This is a genomic window from Flavobacterium akiainvivens, from assembly GCF_001278115.1.
Lineage (GTDB): Bacteria > Bacteroidota > Bacteroidia > Flavobacteriales > Flavobacteriaceae > Flavobacterium > Flavobacterium akiainvivens.
Window position 1 is genome coordinate 772,550 of the sequence record NZ_LIYD01000005.1, and the last position, 18,353, is coordinate 790,902.

Here is an 18,353-nt window from a genome sequence, read left to right on the forward strand (position 1 = left end):
CGTAGCTGAGGAATCTCTCGTTAAATAAACTCAGCATTTTTTTATTCCTTTCTTCACGCCCGTCTTTGCGAGCGGAGTTTACGGAGCGTGGCAATCTTTAAAAGCTCATTTTTTCATTCCTTTCTTCACGTCCCGTCATTGCGAGGAGGAACGACGAAGCAATCCTGCTAAGTGGCTAAGCGGCTCAGAAGCTAAGCCGCTTTTTACTCAGCTTCCTGTTTTTTCTTCCACGCTTCCTTAAGTGCGGGATAGTCAATTTTAAACGCGGCATCCTGCTTCACAAGTTTATGCTCCTGAAAAGCTTTTATCAAAAAGCCTTCAATCATAAAGTCTTCGGCCACATTAGCCGGGCTATAGGTAGTCTTCAGGTTTATGCTAAACAGGCGCGCCATACGTTGTGACCACCAGGCTTTCCAGCCGCTTTTACGTTCGGTAATCAAATCATAGGTAGTTATGCCGGTTTGGCGGTGTATAAGTTTTACCAGTATCTGGCCTTCTTTACGGGTAAGTTTTTTAAGCTGTGCTTCAAACTCGTTGGTAAGGTAATCTTCTACAATCTTGGCATATTTTTTCTTCTCCTTCTTTGTCTTTAGTTTTTTCATGTTGGCATCCAGCATGGCCAGCCTGTCAGCCGCAACTTTGGCATAAGGGTATACCTTAAGCACACGCCTCTGTAAAAGGGCAAGCTGCTTCTTTAAGTCTGCCGAAGCCGCTTCCTCGTCATCAGCACCGCCTATAACCAGCGTACGCAACTGCTCCCTAAACACAATAGAGTCGTTATCAAGGCTGTCCTGCTGTGCCGTTTCGGGCACCTGGGCCTTGGCGCTAAGCGTAAAAAGAAGTAAAAACAGTAGGTATAGCGGCGATTTCATCATAAAAAATTTACTTCAAAAATATAGATTTATCTATAACGCTGTATTGCATTTTGTATTTTAGCGTAAAATTATATTTATGTCAGATAAAACCCTGCTTAACGATGCCTCAATGGCATTTTTAGAAAAATACCTTAATAATGCATCGCCTACAGGCTACGAAGCCGAAGGCCAGAAAATATGGATGGAGTACCTTAAACCTTATGTAGATACGTTTATTACCGATACTTATGGTACGGCTGTAGGTGTTATTAATCCGGATGCTCCTTATAAAGTAGTAATTGAAGGCCACAGCGACGAAATTTCGTGGTATGTAAATTATATTACAGATAACGGATTGATATATGTTATACGCAACGGTGGTAGCGACCAGATGATTGCCCCAAGCAAGCGCGTAAACATACACACCAAAAACGGCATTGTAAAAGGCGTATTTGGCTGGCCTGCCATACACACCCGCAACCGTGGCGGTAAAGACGAAGCCCCGAAAATTGAAACTATATTTATAGATCTGGGCTGTAATACTAAAGAAGAAGTAGAAAAACTGGGCGTGCACGTGGGCTGTGTGATTACATACCCTGATGAGTTTATGGTGCTTAACGAAAATAAGTTTGTGTGCCGCGCGTTAGACAACCGTATGGGGGGCTTTATGATTGCCGAAGTAGCAAGGCTTTTAAAAGAAAAAGGCAAAAAACTACCATTTGGCCTATATATAACCAACTCAGTTCAGGAAGAAGTAGGGCTTAGGGGTGCCGAGATGATTACCAAAACAATCCGCCCTAATGTGGCTATTGTTACTGATGTGTGCCACGACAGCACTACGCCTATGATAGACAAGCGCATTGAAGGTGAAACCCAGATTGGCAAAGGCCCGGTTATTACCTATGCTCCGGCCGTGCAAAACAAGCTGCGCGACCTTATTGTAGAAACTGCCGAAAAGAACGAGATTCCGTTTCAGCGCCTGGCTTCAAGCCGTGTAACGGGTACTGATACCGATGCTTTTGCCTACAGCAATGGCGGTGTGGCTTCGGCGCTTATATCGCTGCCGCTGCGCTATATGCACACCACGGTAGAAATGGTGCATAAAGAAGACGTTGAAAATGTAATCAAACTGATATATGAAACCGTGCTTAAAATAGAAGAAGGCGAAACGTTTTCATATTTTAACTAAAAGCATTACACTTTTAATAACAAACCCTGCTGCTTTTGTAGCAGGGTTTTATTTTTATCATTTAATTGGCATATTGCTTACACATACCATTATTTTTATTAATTTGGCTGCTAAAGAGGATGATTTCTCTCCTTAAAGAAGGAATTGCTTTTTAAGAATTGAATATCACTACAATGTCAGTTTTACAAAAAACAGGGTCAGAACAGGCCATAGAATTAGAAGATAAATACGGGGCACATAACTACCACCCGCTACCGGTTGTATTAAGCAGGGGAGAGGGCGTATATGTGTGGGATGTTGAAGGCAAAAAGTATTACGATTTCCTTTCGGCATACTCAGCCGTAAACCAAGGGCACTGCCACCCAAAAATTATTGCTGCAATGGTTAATCAGGCACAAACATTAACCCTAACCAGCCGTGCGTTTTATAACGACCAATTGGGTAAGTATGAAGAGTTTGTTACAAAATACTTTGGGTTTGACAAGGTTCTGCCCATGAATACCGGTGCCGAAGCCGTAGAAACCGCAATAAAGCTGTGCCGCAAATGGGCGTATGAGCGCAAAGGCATTGCCGAACAGGAAGCCAAAATAATTGTATGCGAAAACAATTTCCACGGGCGTACCACTACTATAATATCATTCAGTAATGATGAAAATGCCCGTAAAAACTTTGGCCCTTACACGGCAGGCTTCATTAAAATAGCTTATGACGACCTTGATGCCCTTGAGCAGGTTTTGGCAACTGAAACAAACATAGCGGGCTTTTTGGTAGAGCCCATACAGGGAGAAGCCGGGGTGTATGTTCCGCAGGAAGGCTATTTGGCAAAAGCCAAAGCCCTGTGTGAAAAACACAACGTACTCTTTATTGCAGATGAAGTTCAGACAGGCATAGCCCGTACCGGCAAGCTACTGGCAGTACACCATGAAAACGTACAGCCCGATATTCTTATACTGGGCAAAGCATTAAGCGGTGGTGTATATCCTGTAAGTGCAGTATTGGCTAATGACAGTATAATGGGTGTTATAAAGCCCGGCCAGCACGGTTCTACCTTTGGGGGCAACCCGGTGGCTGCGGCAGTGGCCGTGGCTGCACTAAATGTGGTTGAAGATGAAAACCTTGCTGCCAATGCAGAAAATCTGGGCAACCTTTTCAGGGAAAAAATGAATGCGTATATTGCGGGTAGTAAAATAGTATCTGCCGTGCGCGGAAAAGGGCTTCTTAATGCAATTGTTATTAACGATACCGAAGACAGCTCTACCGCATGGGATGTATGTGTGGCCCTGAAAGATAACGGCCTGCTGGCCAAGCCTACACACGGCAATATTATTCGTTTTGCGCCGCCGCTGGTAATGAATGAAGAGCAGCTAAATGAATGTGTTGCCATCATAACCACCACGCTGCAGGCTTTTGAACAGTAAACAATTATGAAGTTATAAACAACCAAAACAATTATTTATGGATTACAAATCTCCATTTGAGTCTGAGCAAAGCTCTCAGTTTGACAATTTTGAATTACACGTTAATGCCGAAGCCCAGTCTTTTTTACGTGAAACGGCTAAGTGGGCTACTTTCCTTTCTATCCTTGGTTTTATAGGCCTTGGCTTTATGCTGCTTGGAGGTATATTTATGATGGCCTTAGGCAGCAGCCTTGCAACTGCAGGAAGCCCAATGTCTGGGGTAGTAGTGGGGCTTATATACCTTATTATGGCAGGGCTTTATTTCTTTCCGATACTTTACCTTAACAGGTTTGCAAGTAAAATAAAAGATGCGCTAAACTCTAACAGGACAGATATACTTACCGAGGCTTTTGGCAACCTTAAGTCGCACTACAAATTTGTAGGCATAGCAACCATAGTGGGTATTGCGTTGTTCATATTGTTCTTTATTATAGGTATTGTGGCCGCCATGGGTGCAGCTGCCGGTGCTTACTAAAAATAAAATCTTTACTATTTAAAAGCCGTCTCACCGTTGTGGGGCGGCTTTTTTGCTTTTATGCCCTGCGGCTTCGGTAATCGCGGTAATTATGTAGGTCAACAGGCTGTTTCAGGGGGTGGTTTTTCTTACAGTACGGGCTATTTTTGAAACTGTGAAAAACTTACATAACTATTAAAAATGAAGAAAAGACTATTTTTAGGAGCAGTACTATTTAGTGCAATGTTTAGTGCCCAGGCACAGTATGCAACAGGTTTTGAAGAATCAGAAAATTTTGCAGCAGGTGAAACGGTAGACGCCCAGGGCGATGGCGCATGGTATTCTATGACCGAAGGTAATGAAACAACCGTATCTTCTGCCTATGCAGCTACAGGGAGTAATTCGGTAAAAATTTCGGGCAACGGTGCCGCTGAAGACAGCGATGCCGACCCAACAGGTTTTTATGGTGGCTTATTTACACACGAGTTTGATGTATACACTATCTCCCAGGATTTATACCTGAACGAATCAGACAGCGAATCAGGGGCAAGCCTGTATTTTAACAGCCTTAATTATGACCAGAGTGCTTATCCTTATGCGGGTTATGCCGTTTTGTTTAGTGGGGATGACGCTATTTATGCCTATGACTATGATAGCGAAGAGTATGTTGGTTTATCTTATTTTCCGGTAGGCGAGTGGTTTAACCTTTCTTATACCTGCGATGTAACTAACAACATTATTACTTACTACCTTAACGGCGAAGAAATAGGCCAGACTGCCTTTGCTGATGGCAGTGGTATTTATGCCGACCTGCTACAGTACTATACCTATGGTGGTACAACCGACTTTTATATTGATAACGTAAGCCTTTACTCAGGCACGCTTAGCACTAAAAGTGTACAGGCGCTTACATTTTCAATATATCCTAACCCGGCTGTAGATGTAATTACCATTAGCAATGCAGATAGTGCACTTGTAAACGGTATACAGGTGGCTGATGTAAACGGGCGTATTGTAAAATCGGCAAAATATGATGGTATTGCTACTGCCCAGCTTAGCCTTGCCGACCTTAACAGCGGTGTGTACATGGTAACTGTAACATCTGAAAAAGGTGCTGTTACAAAGAAAATCGTTAAAAATTAGTACCTACATATTTATATATAACCAAACGCCCCCTGCTTAGCGGCAGGGGGCGTTTACTTTTATAAAAATTTGGCCTTAAGCTCTGGTGTGGGTATCATGCAGGCATCTTTTTTACCATACCACTTGTAGCGGTTTCGGGCTACATAATCATATACTTTATTGCTCAGCCATTTAGGCAGTATTTTAAAAGCCCCCAGTAGCGAATAAATTCCCCCAAGGCCGGTAGCAATGTTAAGCGCTGCTTCGGCTTTATAGTAATAGGCTTTTCCGGGTTCGTATAAAATTATTGAATCCGTTTTAGAAACATCTACACCTATATGTTTAATGATTTCCTGCCCCAGTTCACTTTGCAGCGCCACAAACCTGAAGTCATCATTTTTGTCGTGTTTTATAATAAACTGCACGGTGTTATCGCAAAGGTTGCACACACCATCAAACAGTATTATTTTTTTATCTTTTGGCAAATTTTCCATAATTGACACACTAAAAAATTAAGCCGTTGCTACATTATTTCTTCATAGCTTCTACCAACTCAAGGCTTTCTAAATCAACCTTGCTGGTAAATACACCATAATTAACCGTTGCTTTTTTCTTTTCTATAGCTTCCAGCGTACCCACGGCCTTGCCGTCTATCATGCGCACGCGGTCGCCTATTCTAATGGCAGCTTTGGGCTTGGGTGCTTCGGCTTCTTTTATTTTCTTCTCTTTTTTCTCCTCGCGGATTTCCTCAACCTTAACCTGTACTTCTGCTATGATTTTCTTTTGCTCAACCTCTTTTTTCTTTTTCTCTTTCGGTTCCAGCTTTTTACGTTTGGAGTTTTCAATCTCCACCATCTTTAAAAATTCGCCAATAAGCTCCTTCTTGTTGCGGTTGTTAAAGTATTTCTCGCTAATATCATCCAGCTTTTGGCCCATGTAAATCAGGCGCTGGTTGGCATCATACAACTCCTGGTAGCTTTCCAGCTTTTGCTGTATTTTGGTGTTGATGTTTTCCATCTTTTTGCCTTCCTCACGTGCGCGGATCTCCTCTTCCTTAAGGTTTTGCGACGTTTTCTCCAGCTTGCTGCGTTCTTTTTGCAGGTTGGCAATGGTTTTATCAAAACGTACCTTACTGCCTTCAATCTTCTTCTTGGCGCGGTTTATCAACCCGTAAGGGATACCGTTTTTCTGCGCCACTTCAAATGTAAACGAGCTACCGGCCTGGCCAAGGATTAGCTTGTACATAGGCTCCAGGCTTTTCTCGTCAAAAAGCATGTTGGCGTTGGTGGCAAACGGCAGTTCATCGGCCAGTATCTTAAGGTTGGTATAGTGCGTGGTAATGATACCAAAAGCCTCACGATGGTAAAACTCCTCAAGGAAAACTTCCGCAAGCGCACCACCCAGCTCGGGGTCTGACCCCGTACCAAATTCGTCTATCAAAAACAGCGTACGGTCGTTACACTTACGTAAAAAGTAGTTCATGTTCTTAAGGCGGTAACTGTAGGTACTCAAGTGATTTTCAATACTTTGGTTATCCCCAATATCAGTCATAATGCGGTCAAACAAAAACGTTTCGCTGCGTTCATGTACCGGTATAAGCAGGCCGCATTGCAGCATAAGTTGCAGCAGGCCAATGGTTTTTAGCGTAATACTTTTACCACCGGCGTTAGGTCCCGATATTACTATAATGCGGTTATCTTCCTTAAGCTCTATGGTTTGCGGATAGGTAGGCTGGTTCTTGGCCCTGTTGTTACTAAACAATATAGGGTGGTATGCCTCACGGAAATACAGCCTTTTTTCAGATGTAATATTGGGCAACAACCCGTTAATACGTTTGGCATATTTTGCCTTTGCAGAAATTACATCTATATCGGTAAGAAAGTCCTGATAGTCATACAACAACGGCACAAATGGCCTAACCAATGTGCTCAGCTGCTTTAATATGCGCTTTATTTCTTCTTTTTCCTCATACTCAAAATTGTTCAGCTCACGCGAATGCCGCAGGGTGGCTTCGGGCTCTATGTAGGCAATACTGCCCGTTTTAGAGCTACCCAGTATGCTGCCTTTAACCTTGCGGCGGTACATAGCCAAAACGGCCAGCACGCGGCGGTTTTCTACCACGGTTTCCTTAATATCATCAAGGTAGCCCAGGCTGTTGTACTGGGTAAGCGCCATGGTAAAGCTTTGGTTTATCTTGGTCTTAACAAGGTTCATTTCCCGGCGGATGTTAGCCAGCTCAGGCGATGCATCGTCTTTAACCTCGCCGTATTTGTCTATTACCTTGTCTATGAATTTTAGGATATCCTTGGTATATTCTACCTGTAGCGCACGGTTGTTGAGCGTAGGGTAGTAGTCTTCAAACTTTTCGAGGAATTTAATGAGCGTATTTACCGTTTCGCTCAGGTTGGCTATTTTCCTGAAAGCAGGCGCATCAAGGTAACTGTCTTCTATAGCCAGGAATTTTATTTCGTTGAATATCGGGTCAAACCCGTGGTTGGGCAGTGCGTTATTGTTATCGAAAGACGACACGTATTCCGAAGTCTGGTGCAGGGCTTCCATAAGCGTGTCCCTGTTTTTAAACGGAACAATCTGGAGCGCCTTTTCCATACCGGGTTCGGTAACGCAGCCCGATGACACCGCCTCGAGCACGGTGCCAAATTCTAAATCTTTAAGGGTTTTATCTGTAATACTAATCATTATTATTTTCAAAGCAAAATCTATGCAAATTTACTACATATTGGCTCAGCCTGCACAAATGGCAGTAAAGTTTAATAAAGGCTGTTTTGCCACAGATTAAAAGATTTACACAGATTCAGTCCGGCGTCTTGTTTTTGCCACTAATTTCACGAATTACACAAATTTTGGACATTATAAATTAGTTGAATTAGTGAAATTCGTGGCAAAAAGTATTCGATTCGTTTAATTGGTGTAATTCGTGGCTTAGGTTATATTTGCATAACAATCATACAACTAAATGGACGTAAACATACACCCGTCGTGGAAGGCGGTACTATCATCTGAATTTGAAAAGCCTTACTTTGAGCAGCTTATCCCTTTTGTAAAGGAGCAATATGCACACCACACCTGCTACCCGCCCGGCAAGCAGATTTTCTCTGCGTTTGACCATTGCCCGTTTGACAAACTGGAGGTGGTTATAATAGGGCAGGATCCCTACCACGGGCCCGGGCAGGCCAACGGGCTGTGCTTTTCGGTTAACGATGGTATACCTATGCCGCCGTCTTTGCTGAACATCTTCCGCGAGATACAGGCCGATTTGGGTAAACCGTTTCCGCCGACAGGCAATTTAGAGCGCTGGGCAAGCCAGGGCGTGCTGCTCCTGAACGCCGTACTAACCGTTCGCCAGGGCGAAGCCAACAGCCACCAGGGCAAAGGGTGGGAAGCCTTTACCGATGCCGTTATCCAGAAAATATCTGACGAAAAAGAAAACGTGGTGTTCCTATTGTGGGGCGGTTCCGCCAAAAAGAAAGGCGCACGCGTAGACCGCAGCAAACATTTGGTGCTCGAAAGCGGCCACCCGAGCCCACTTAGCGCCAATAAAGGCCATTGGTTTGGCAACAGGCACTTTAGCCGTAGCAATGCTTTCCTTGCGGAGAAAGGAAAAAAGCAAATTGAGTGGTAACCTGCTTTTTGTTTTTAAGACAAGAATCCCGTAGGGACCGCATATTTATAGAAAAAATCATTGGTTTAGAGAGATAGCTTCTATGGAACTCGTGCAACGATTGCATTTGATTTGCTATAAATATGCCGTCCCTCCGGGGCTCTTTGCGCATCTTTATGTCTTCTTTGCGTCCCGGTAGCTATCGGGATCGTGAAACTACAACTACTTCACATTCACCTCACCTTTAAGCTTTATATCCTGAGATGAAGCGCCCACTTTTATTTCAAATGTACCGGCATCATACCCAAAGGCATTTTTTTCAGTCTTGAAGTATGAGAATGCATCAGCATCCAGCTTTATGATAACGGTTTTAGTTTCGCCTTTTTTAAGGAATACCTTGTCAAAGCCTTTCAGCTCCTTAACCGGGCGCTGCACAGGGGCGTTGGGCTGGCTAACGTATACCTGAGCTACTTCGGCACCATCATAATTCCCTATGTTTTTAATGCTGAAAGTAAGCGTAACATCAGTACCGCCGTTTGAGCTTATCTTAAGGCTTGAATACTCAAAAGTAGTATACGAAAGTCCGAATCCGAATGCGAATTGCGGCTGTACTTTACCTAAGTCATAATAACGGTATCCCACGTTAAGGCCTTCTTTATAGGTAACGCGCTTGTCGCCATCCGGGTCGTAATAATTATTGAAGGTAGGGTTATCTTCCCATTTCTTCTCAAAGCTGGCGGGCAGCTTGCCACTTGGGTTTACTTTGCCGAAAAGTATATCGGCCACAGCCGTACCGCCTTCCTGACCCGGGAACCAGGCATGCAGCAGCGCCTTAGTTTGCGGCAGCCATTTTTGCATGTCTACATTACCACCTGCGTTAAGAACCACTATGGTTTTGGAGTTGGCTTTGGTAACCGCCTGTACAAGTCCGTCCTGGTATTCCGGCAGGGTAAAGGTGCGGTCAAAACCTTCGCCTTCGCTGGCCATTTCGTAGCCAACCGACAGTATTACGGCATCGGCGTTTTTGGCAGCCGCCACGGCTTCGTTATAGCTTATGTTTTCCTGGTACACCGCCAGCGCCACCTGTGCCGAGCCGCCGTGCTCATAATATTCAAGCTTAAAGCTATATTCCTTACCTGCTTTCAGGTTAAGTTCCTTGCTACTTATTACCGCGCCGTGGTCGTTCCATACATCAATAACTTTCTCGCCGTCTACAAACAGGCGGAAACCGTCGTCACCGCGCACGCTGAATTTGTACGTACCTGACTTTTCAGGGCGCACCACACCGGTATAACGGGCAGAGAAGTTGTCTTCGCCTATGCCTTCAATGCCAGGTTCTTTCGGCCAGTCGTGGTTTATGGTAGTTTCTATCCGCTGGGCAACGGGAGCACCTTCCAGGTTCATATTGCTGAAATACTCAGCCTTAGCGCCTTTGGTTTTCGATTTCTTATCTGTATAAATGGGCGAAACATCCACATAATCATCCAGCTTGGGTATGCTGTTGCTTACATACACTACCTTAGCAGCAGGTACAGCATCTTTAATACCGCTAAGCAGCGACACAAAGTGGAACGGGTGCGTATACGAACTGCCGCCACCGGCAACGTTTACATCGGCATTTGGGCCAATAACTGCGATGGTTTTTATGTCTTTAGAAAGGGGTAGGAGGCTGCCTTCGTTCTTCAGCAGCACCATGCCGCCGCGTGCCAGCTCTAAAGCCACTTTTTCATTCTCAACATTGGGCTGAAGCGGTTCAGTCATCTTATATTCCGTATCATAAAACCCAAAACGGAAGATAACGCGCAAAATTCGCCTTACCTTATCATCAATAACCAATTCGCTCAACGCGCCGCTCTTTATAGCAGGCAACAGGTTTTCGCGGTTCATGTACTTGCCGCTGGGCATCTCCAGGTCAAGGCCGCCTTTGGCAGCAGCTACGGCATCATAGGTGGCTACCCAGTCGCTCATCACAAGGCCGTCAAACTTCCAGTCGCCTTTTAGTATCTCGTTGTTCAGGTGGTTGTTTTGTGTGGCATGCTCACCGTTAATCAGGTTGTAGCTGTCCATCACGGCACCTACCTGTCCTTTTTGTACAGCCGCTTTAAAGGCAGGCAGGTAAATTTCGCGCAGGGTGCGTTCGTCTATATCGCTGCTCACATTGTTGCGGTCCCATTCCTGGTTGTTAGCAGCAAAGTGCTTCACGGTAGCCACTACTTTCTGGCTTTGCACACCTTTAATGTAGGCCACTGCCATTTCGCCGGAAAGGTAGGGATCTTCACCCAGGTATTCAAAGTTACGGCCGTTCATGGGCTCACGGTATATGTTTACCCCGGGCGCAAGCAAAATGTGCACGCCACGCTCTCGGGCATCCTTGCCTAAAGCTTCGCCATATTTATAAGCCAGTTGCCTGTCCCAGCTTGCAGCCGCAAGCACACTTGCAGGGTAGGCGGTGGTTTTACCGTAGTTGCGGGTACCCACAGGGCCATCGGTCATTTTTATTTTAGGGAGCCCTAGGCGGTCTATCGCCATAATATAGAAGTCTTCAAAGCCGCCTATGTAGTCGATCTTTTCCTCAAGCGTCATGGATTTGAGTAACGACTCTACACGGTCTTCAACCGGGGCGTTTTTGTCTTTATAGGTCTGGGCATGGGTCGTAAGGCAAAAGGCCGCCACGGCAGTAATAAGGTAATTTCGCATTTGCAGATGTTTTGGATTTGGATTGTAAATGTAGTGTTTATTTTGAAATCGTTTTCGGAATGGTAGCCGTTAACTGATAACCTGATAAAAAAAGCCGTTTATTTTCATGAATAATCTTTGCCGCTATATTGATGTTATTACCTAAATTTGCGTTGCAATTTTTAACCATAAAATACTAAAATATGAGTGCATTTGACGTTGTAGTGATAGGTTCTGGCCCGGGCGGCTATGTAGCGGCCATCCGTTCGTCTCAACTGGGATTTAAAACCGCGATTATAGAAAAATACCCTAACCTGGGCGGTACATGCCTTAACGTGGGCTGTATCCCTTCTAAGGCATTGCTTGATTCTTCGCACCACTACCACGATGCGCATTCAAACTTTAAGGAGCACGGTATAGACATTGCAGGAGAAATTAAAGTAAACTTTGAGCAAATGATTGCCCGCAAACAGGGTGTTGTAGAGCAAAATGTAAGCGGCATTAAATACCTGATGGACAAAAACAAAATCACTGTTTTTGCAGGTGTTGGCTCATTTGAAGATGCTACACATATAAAAATAACCAAGACTGATGGCAGCGGCGAAGAAATAATTGAGGCTAAGAACACCATTATTGCTACGGGTTCTAAGCCGTCTACGCTTCCGTTCATCAAAATAGATAAAGAAAGGGTTATTACCTCTACCGAAGCCCTTAAGCTTAAAGAAGTACCAAAACACCTTATTGTTATAGGTGGTGGTGTTATAGGCCTTGAGCTGGGCCAGGTATACCTTCGCCTTGGTGCACAGGTAAGCGTGGTAGAATACCTTGACCGTATTATTCCGGGTATGGATGCAGGCCTGAGCAAAGAACTTACAAAGGTTCTTAAAAAGCAGGGCATGAAGTTCTACACTTCTCACAAAGTAAAATCAGTTGAAAATACGGGCAGTGGCGTACAGGTTCAGGCTGATAACGCTAAAGGCGAAACCATTACCCTTGATGGTGATTATGCCCTTGTATCAGTAGGCCGCAGGCCGTTTACCGATGGCCTTAACGCCGAAAAAGCCGGTGTAAAAATCACGGAACGCGGACAGATTGAAGTTAACGACCATCTGCAAACAAACGTACCGAACATTTATGCTATTGGCGATGTAATTAAAGGTGCCATGCTTGCCCACAAGGCTGAGGAAGAAGGCGTATTTGTTGCCGAAACCATTGCCGGACAAAAACCACACATTGACTACAACTTAATCCCTGGTGTGGTTTATACATGGCCGGAAGTTGCCGCTGTGGGCAAAACCGAAGAGCAGCTTAAAGAGGCAGGTGTTGCCTACAAATCAGGAAGTTTCCCGTTCAAGGCGCTTGGCCGTAGCCGTGCCAGTATGGATACCGATGGTTTTGTTAAAATTCTTGCTGATGCTACAACTGACGAGGTGCTGGGCATACACATGATAGGCGCCCGTACGGCCGACCTTATTGCTGAAGCCGTTATTGCAATGGAATTTAAGGCCAGCGCCGAAGATATTGCAAGGTCGTCTCACGCGCACCCAACGTATGCTGAAGCTGTTAAAGAAGCTGCACTTGCCGCTACCGAAAACAGGGCAATACATATATAATATATAGTTTAAAAATAATAAACCCGCTTCGAAAGAGGCGGGTTTTGTGTTATAAAGCAATTTTGTATATTTGATGTATAAAATTGACTGCTATGAGTACGCTTGAAATCAGAAAGGAGCTACATGAAATGATTGACAGGGAAGATTCATCTACTCTTGAGGGTATTTACGGCCTTATCAAAAACTATATTTCCCATAAAGAAGAATGGGAAATGATTGAAGAGGCTGAGGAAGATATTAAGGCTGGCAGGATTTTTAGCACTGAGGAAGTGAAATCAATGATTGAAAGTTGGACAAAAAAGAGATAATCAAACCAATTCACTGGACTCACAGGGCTACCAAAGATTTACAAAAAATAACAGCTTTTAATGTGGAATTGTTAGGAGCCGATAAAGCAAGGCAAATTTCTTTTGAAATAGTTGATGCCGTTTTAGTCCTTGAAAATCCAAATTTCAATTATTCTGAAATTGGAGCCGTGGATGAAAGTTTAAATTTTCTCAAAAGAAAGTATCGCAAACTTATACACGGACATTACAAGATAAACTATAGGGAAGGTGCTGACAAAATATTTGTAAGCAAGGTATTTGACACCCGCCAGCATCCACGTAAAAACCGATAATTTTTAGTGAGGACTATTTTTTCAGCCGGTATCCAAAACCCCGAAGATTTTAAAACAAAGCTGCTCGCCTGGGCGCAACAGTTCAGGGAAGTGGTGTATATGGACAGCAACAACTATGCGCAGGCACATTCATCTTTTGATGCTGTGCTGGCTGTTGATGCCCTTACCGCCATACAAACCGATTATGTTAATGCCTTTGAAGAGCTTAATACCTATCAGAAAACCACTAAAGACTGGCTGTTTGGCTACCTTTCTTATGACCTTAAAAACGATACCGAAGTACTTGCATCACAAAATTTGGACGGGCTTGGTTTCCCGGATTTGTTTTTCTTCCAGCCTAAGAAGATCTTTTTGCTGAAAGGCGATACCCTTGAAGCACACTATCTTTTTATGTGTGATGATGAATGGGAGCAGGATTTGGAGAAAATTCTGGGCTATCCTTCCAACCTACAGCCTACAACCCTAAACTCCCAACCCTTAACCATTCAACAACGCATCTCTAAAGAAAGTTATATTGATAAGGTGGAGCACATGCGCAGCCATATTTACCGTGGCGATATTTATGAGGCCAACTTCTGTATGGAGTTTTATGCCGAAGATGCCATAATAAACCCGCTTGAAACGTACCAGAAACTCAATGCCATATCAGAACCGCCGTTTGCCGTATACCTTAAAAACCATAAGCAATACCTGCTTTCTGCATCGCCGGAGCGGTATTTAAAGAAAGAGGGCAGCACGGTAATTACCCAACCCATAAAAGGCACAGCCCGCCGCAGTGCCAACCCACAGGAAGATGAAGCCATTAAACAGGAGCTTCAGCTGAATGAAAAGGAACGCGCTGAAAACATCATGATTGTAGACCTGGTGCGCAACGACCTTTCGCATACGGCGGAGAAAAACTCGGTAAAGGTAGATGAGCTCTGTGGTGTGTATACCTTTAAACAGGTACATCATTTAATATCTACAGTAAGCAGCAGCGTAGGGCAAGAGTATAGCCCGGTTGATGTTATAAAAAGTACGTTCCCTATGGGGAGTATGACGGGTGCACCCAAAATATCGGCCATGCAAATAATAGAAAAGCTGGAGGAAACCAAACGCGGGCTTTACAGCGGTGCCGTGGGCTATTTTACCCCAGAGGGCGATTTTGATTTTAACGTGGTCATCCGCAGTATACTGTATAACGAGGCCAACAACTATGTGTCGTTCTCGGTAGGCAGCGCGATTACGTATGAGTCGGCGCCCAAAAAAGAGTACGACGAATGCTTACTTAAGGCCAATGCCATGCGCACGGTACTGATGGGCGAATAAACCAAATTTTGCCTACCTTTGTGTATGCTCGAAGTATTGCAACAACACCTTGCCCAAAACCTCCCTTTTTTAAAAGATAAAAAGCTGCTGCTTGCTACAAGCGGTGGCATAGACAGCATGGTTTTGGTACACCTGTTTCAGCAGTTGGGGTATGATATTAGCATAGCACATTGTAACTTTGGACTAAGAGGTGTGGAAAGCGATGGTGATGAGCAATTTATTCGCAACTATGCATCTCAAAACAATATCCCTTCTTTTGTAACACACTTTGATACAAATACTTTTGCTAATGATGCTAAAGTATCCATTCAAATAGCAGCGCGCCAGTTGCGGTATATTTGGTTTGAAGAACTCTTGCAGGAACACGGGCTTGATTACCTGCTTACGGCGCATCATCTTGATGATAGCATTGAGACCTTCCTTATCAACTTTACGCGTGGCACCGGCCTTGAGGGGCTTACGGGCATCCCACAGCAAAATGGAAATATTGTGCGTCCGCTATTGCCCTTTGGTCGTACACAGATAGAGGGATATGCCACACAACACAACATACAATGGCGGGAGGACAGCAGTAATGCGTCTGACAAATACCTGCGCAACAAGCTGCGCCACCATGTAGTACCCATACTTAAAAGCCTTAACGGGGGTTTTGAAGCCTCGTTTACCAATACGCTCAATCATTTACAACAGGCTAAATCAATGGCAGATGATGCAGCGGCATTGGTTTTTAAGCAGGTTATAAGAGATTATGGCAGCTACAAGCATATAGATATTACACAGCTTAAGCGCCTGCCCAATTACAAGGCTTACCTGTATTACTGGCTAAGCCCTATGGGTTTTACAGCATGGGATGATATTTATAACCTTGCTGATGCACAGCCGGGTAAGTATGTGCTTTCAGGGGACTACAGGCTGCTGAAAGACCGTGATTTTTTAGTTTTGGAAATGGTTTCAGGATACGATTCCGGAATTTATGAAATTGAAGAAAATGTGCAAAAAACTACTATTCCGATAGGGTTAAAGCTTGAAAATGTGCATTATTTTGAACAAAACCACACAAAAAACATAATTTTTGTTAACAAAGAATTAATAAAATTTCCGTTATTTGTGCGTAAATGGAAAGAGGGTGACTATTTTTACCCTTTCGGGATGAAGGGCCTCAAAAAAAAAGTTTCCAAGTACTTTAAAGATGAGAAATTTTCTTTGAGTGATAAGGAAAATACCTGGCTGCTTTGTTCGGGCGAAGATATAATATGGGTTGTGGGACACCGTGCCGATAACCGTTTTAGAGTAACAGAAAACACAACACAAATTTTAAAGATAGCGTTTTTGCAGGAATGAAAAAGTTTGGATTATTACTATTATTAATAGTATCGTTTGCAGGCACTTATGCACAGGGGGTAAAGCACCCGGTAAAATGGACCAGCAAAATTGAAAAGAAATCAGATACCGAATATGTACTGGTTTTTAATGCCGTAATTGAAGAAAGCTGGCATATGTATTCGCAGTTTACACCTGATGGCGGTGCACTGCCCATGGTTATTACATTTAACAACCAAAAAGGTAATTATACACTTGTAGGTAAAACCCAGGAAAGTAAGACCGAAAAGGCCTTTAATGATATTTTTGAGGTTGACGAATATTTCTGGAGCCACACCGCCCAGCTTAAACAAACGGTAAAGTTAGCGCCTGCCAGCAACAAGGTGGTTCAGGTAACGCTTGATTACCAGGTTTGTAAGGAGTCTTGCATACAGGATGGAAACCTGTTTGAGTTTGACCTTGCAAAAATGGCATCAAAAGAGGTTAAAAATTTCAAAAATATACCGCTTGCCGTATTGGCAACCGACCCTCCGGCCGGTGCACAGCCTGTTGAGGCTACTGTTACTGATACTGTAAAAGCAACAGATACAGCTAAAACACAAGTAGTACCTGCTCCTAAAGATGAAACCGCCAAGCCGGATGTAAAGGCTGCAAAAGATGAGGAAAAAGGTAAAGATGGGCTTTTCACTATCTTCTTTGTTGCGTTTTTATCGGGTTTTGCGGCACTGCTTACACCGTGTGTATTCCCTATGATACCCATGACGGTGAGTTTCTTTACCAAGCAAAGCAAATCTAAGGCTGCAGGTGTGCGCAATGCCATAACCTACGGTATATCAATTATTGTTATATATGTACTTTTAGGTTCTCTGGTTACCGGTATTTTTGGGGCAGATTCGCTAAATGCATTATCTACAAATGTGGCATTCAACCTTATTTTCTTTGTGCTTTTAATTGTGTTTGCTTGTTCATTTCTGGGCGCTTTCGAAATTATGCTGCCTAACTCATGGGCTAACAAAGTAGACAGGCAGGCAGACAGGGGTGGCATAATAGGCATACTGTTTATGGCGCTTGCCCTTGCAATAGTATCATTTTCATGTACCGGCCCAATAGTAGGTACGCTACTTGTTGAAGCAGCATCTAAAGGCGGACTTGCCCCTGTAATAGGCATGTTTGGCTTTTCGCTTGCACTTGCTTTGCCATTTATGCTTTTTGCAATGTTTCCGGGGTGGCTAAACAGCCTTCCAAAGTCAGGAGGCTGGCTTAATACGGTTAAGGTATTCCTTGGTTTCCTTGAGCTTGCACTTGCCTTTAAATTTTTAAGTAATGCCGACCTGGTATTGCAACTGCATTATCTTGAAAGGGAAACATTTCTTGCTATATGGATTGCCGTTTTTGGTGCACTGGCGCTTTATATGTTTGGCAAAATCAAAATGCCGCACGATACCCCAGGTGGCTTTATATCGGTAGGCAGGCTGCTGCTTGGGCTTTTGGTTTTAAGTTTTACCATTTACCTTATCCCTGGTTTGTGGGGTGCGCCTCTTAAGCTTATAAGCGGTTTCCCGCCATCTCAAACCTATAGCGAGAGTCCTTTTGGTTTTGGTGGAAGTAGTGGCGTTACAACAGCCGTAGCACTGCCTGAAGGTGCCCACAGCGGGCCACAAGGCATAGCCGCCTTTGAAGATTATGACAAGGCATTGGCCTACGCCAAGAAAACTAATAAGCCATTGCTTATTGATTTTACAGGATATGCCTGCGTTAACTGCCGCAAAATGGAAGATAATGTGTGGAGTGATAAACGCATACTTTCAGTACTTAACAATGATGTGGTGCTGGTATCTTTATATGTAGACTTTAAAGAAGAATTACCAGAGAGTGAGCAGTATATATCTGAAACTACGGGTAAGCATATTAAAACCATTGGCAATAAATGGAGCGATATGCAGATAAGGAAATACAAGACCAACTCTCAGCCTTATTATGTACTGGTAAACAATAAGGAAGAAAACCTTAATGAACCGGTAGGATACACGCCGGATATTGAAGAGTATTTAAAATGGCTGCAGGAAGGTGTTGCCAACTATAAAAAATAAAAAAAGCGGGATGATTATCATCCCGCTTTTTT

General features: G+C 43.8%; 15 protein-coding genes. 11 read left to right on the forward strand and 4 right to left on the reverse strand.

Annotated elements, in window-relative coordinates; all coding sequences use genetic code 11:
• Positions 1–203: 203 nt before the first annotated feature.
• Positions 204–875: a DUF4294 domain-containing protein gene (locus AM279_RS03465; RefSeq protein ID WP_316948648.1), complete on the reverse strand. Its 672-nt coding sequence runs from the start codon at positions 873–875 to the stop codon at positions 204–206.
• Between the two features lie 76 nt (positions 876–951).
• Between AM279_RS03465 and AM279_RS03470 the strand changes: the two genes are divergently transcribed.
• The 4 genes from AM279_RS03470 (at position 952) to AM279_RS03485 (ending at position 5,097) form a co-directional block, all read left to right on the forward strand.
• Positions 952–2,043, forward strand: a complete 1,092-nt coding sequence (locus AM279_RS03470; RefSeq protein ID WP_054406268.1) for a M42 family metallopeptidase — start codon at positions 952–954, stop codon at positions 2,041–2,043.
• A 173-nt stretch (positions 2,044–2,216) separates the two neighbouring features.
• Entirely contained in the window at positions 2,217–3,461 is a 1,245-nt protein-coding gene (gene rocD, locus AM279_RS03475; protein WP_054406269.1) for an ornithine--oxo-acid transaminase, read from the forward strand.
• A gap of 37 nt (positions 3,462–3,498) precedes the next feature.
• Positions 3,499–3,975 carry a DUF5362 family protein gene (locus AM279_RS03480; RefSeq protein ID WP_054406270.1) on the forward strand — a complete coding sequence of 159 codons (477 nt, stop codon included), beginning with the start codon at positions 3,499–3,501 and terminating at the stop codon, positions 3,973–3,975.
• Positions 3,976–4,155: 180 nt separating this feature from the next.
• Complete coding sequence (locus AM279_RS03485) at positions 4,156–5,097, forward strand: T9SS type A sorting domain-containing protein (protein WP_082344172.1); 942 nt, start codon at positions 4,156–4,158, stop codon at positions 5,095–5,097.
• Positions 5,098–5,156: 59 nt separating this feature from the next.
• On the opposite strand, the gene AM279_RS03490 is transcribed toward AM279_RS03485, so the two are convergent.
• Both AM279_RS03490 and AM279_RS03495 read right to left on the reverse strand, forming a co-directional pair.
• Positions 5,157–5,570 carry a thiol-disulfide oxidoreductase DCC family protein gene (locus tag AM279_RS03490; RefSeq protein WP_054406272.1) on the reverse strand — a complete coding sequence of 138 codons (414 nt, stop codon included), beginning with the start codon at positions 5,568–5,570 and terminating at the stop codon, positions 5,157–5,159.
• Positions 5,571–5,604: 34 nt separating this feature from the next.
• On the reverse strand, positions 5,605–7,773 hold the full coding sequence (locus AM279_RS03495) for an endonuclease MutS2 (protein ID WP_054406273.1): 2,169 nt from the start codon (positions 7,771–7,773) through the stop codon (positions 5,605–5,607).
• Between the two features lie 277 nt (positions 7,774–8,050).
• On the opposite strand from AM279_RS03495, the gene ung reads away from it, so the two are divergent.
• The gene (gene ung, locus AM279_RS03500) at positions 8,051–8,716 is read left to right on the forward strand and encodes a uracil-DNA glycosylase (protein ID WP_054406274.1); all 666 of its coding nucleotides are present in this window, start codon (positions 8,051–8,053) and stop codon (positions 8,714–8,716) included.
• 201 nt (positions 8,717–8,917) lie between these two features.
• Here the strand turns inward: ung and AM279_RS03505 are convergent, their stop codons facing one another.
• Complete coding sequence (locus tag AM279_RS03505; protein WP_054406275.1) at positions 8,918–11,392, reverse strand: beta-glucosidase; 2,475 nt, start codon at positions 11,390–11,392, stop codon at positions 8,918–8,920.
• 182 nt (positions 11,393–11,574) lie between these two features.
• Here AM279_RS03505 and lpdA point away from each other — a divergent pair, with 182 nt between their 5' ends.
• The 6 genes from lpdA to AM279_RS03535 all read left to right on the forward strand — a co-directional run bounded on the left by lpdA (position 11,575) and on the right by AM279_RS03535 (position 18,321).
• The gene (gene lpdA / locus AM279_RS03510; RefSeq protein ID WP_054406276.1) at positions 11,575–12,984 is read left to right on the forward strand and encodes a dihydrolipoyl dehydrogenase; all 1,410 of its coding nucleotides are present in this window, start codon (positions 11,575–11,577) and stop codon (positions 12,982–12,984) included.
• 92 nt (positions 12,985–13,076) lie between these two features.
• A complete protein-coding gene (locus AM279_RS03515; RefSeq protein ID WP_054406277.1) occupies positions 13,077–13,292 on the forward strand; it encodes a hypothetical protein in 216 nt (71 codons plus the stop codon).
• On the forward strand, positions 13,274–13,603 hold the full coding sequence (locus AM279_RS03520; protein ID WP_054406278.1) for a type II toxin-antitoxin system RelE/ParE family toxin: 330 nt from the start codon (positions 13,274–13,276) through the stop codon (positions 13,601–13,603). Before AM279_RS03515 ends, AM279_RS03520 begins: the two co-directional genes overlap by 19 nt.
• A 6-nt stretch (positions 13,604–13,609) precedes the next feature.
• The gene (locus AM279_RS03525; RefSeq protein ID WP_054406279.1) at positions 13,610–14,911 is read left to right on the forward strand and encodes an anthranilate synthase component I family protein; all 1,302 of its coding nucleotides are present in this window, start codon (positions 13,610–13,612) and stop codon (positions 14,909–14,911) included.
• Between the two features lie 24 nt (positions 14,912–14,935).
• Complete coding sequence (gene tilS / locus AM279_RS03530; protein ID WP_054406280.1) at positions 14,936–16,252, forward strand: tRNA lysidine(34) synthetase TilS; 1,317 nt, start codon at positions 14,936–14,938, stop codon at positions 16,250–16,252.
• Positions 16,249–18,321: a protein-disulfide reductase DsbD family protein gene (locus AM279_RS03535; RefSeq protein ID WP_054406281.1), complete on the forward strand. Its 2,073-nt coding sequence runs from the start codon at positions 16,249–16,251 to the stop codon at positions 18,319–18,321. The genes tilS and AM279_RS03535 overlap by 4 nt, the downstream gene beginning before the upstream one ends.
• Positions 18,322–18,353 lie beyond the last annotated feature (32 nt).

Excerpts from the sequence above, each read along its gene's own strand:
- AM279_RS03465 (WP_316948648.1), bottom strand. The coding sequence starts at position 875 with ATGATGAAATCGCCGCTATACCTACTGTTTTTACTTCTTTTTACGCTT.
- AM279_RS03470 (WP_054406268.1), top strand. The coding sequence starts at position 952 with ATGTCAGATAAAACCCTGCTTAACGATGCCTCAATGGCATTTTTAGAA.
- rocD (WP_054406269.1), top strand. The coding sequence starts at position 2,217 with ATGTCAGTTTTACAAAAAACAGGGTCAGAACAGGCCATAGAATTAGAA.
- AM279_RS03480 (WP_054406270.1), top strand. The coding sequence starts at position 3,499 with ATGGATTACAAATCTCCATTTGAGTCTGAGCAAAGCTCTCAGTTTGAC.
- AM279_RS03485 (WP_082344172.1), top strand. The coding sequence starts at position 4,156 with ATGAAGAAAAGACTATTTTTAGGAGCAGTACTATTTAGTGCAATGTTT.
- AM279_RS03490 (WP_054406272.1), bottom strand. The coding sequence starts at position 5,570 with ATGGAAAATTTGCCAAAAGATAAAAAAATAATACTGTTTGATGGTGTG.
- AM279_RS03495 (WP_054406273.1), bottom strand. The coding sequence starts at position 7,773 with ATGATTAGTATTACAGATAAAACCCTTAAAGATTTAGAATTTGGCACC.
- ung (WP_054406274.1), top strand. The coding sequence starts at position 8,051 with ATGGACGTAAACATACACCCGTCGTGGAAGGCGGTACTATCATCTGAA.
- AM279_RS03505 (WP_054406275.1), bottom strand. The coding sequence starts at position 11,392 with ATGCGAAATTACCTTATTACTGCCGTGGCGGCCTTTTGCCTTACGACC.
- lpdA (WP_054406276.1), top strand. The coding sequence starts at position 11,575 with ATGAGTGCATTTGACGTTGTAGTGATAGGTTCTGGCCCGGGCGGCTAT.
- AM279_RS03515 (WP_054406277.1), top strand. The coding sequence starts at position 13,077 with ATGAGTACGCTTGAAATCAGAAAGGAGCTACATGAAATGATTGACAGG.
- tilS (WP_054406280.1), top strand. The coding sequence starts at position 14,936 with ATGCTCGAAGTATTGCAACAACACCTTGCCCAAAACCTCCCTTTTTTA.
- AM279_RS03535 (WP_054406281.1), top strand. The coding sequence starts at position 16,249 with ATGAAAAAGTTTGGATTATTACTATTATTAATAGTATCGTTTGCAGGC.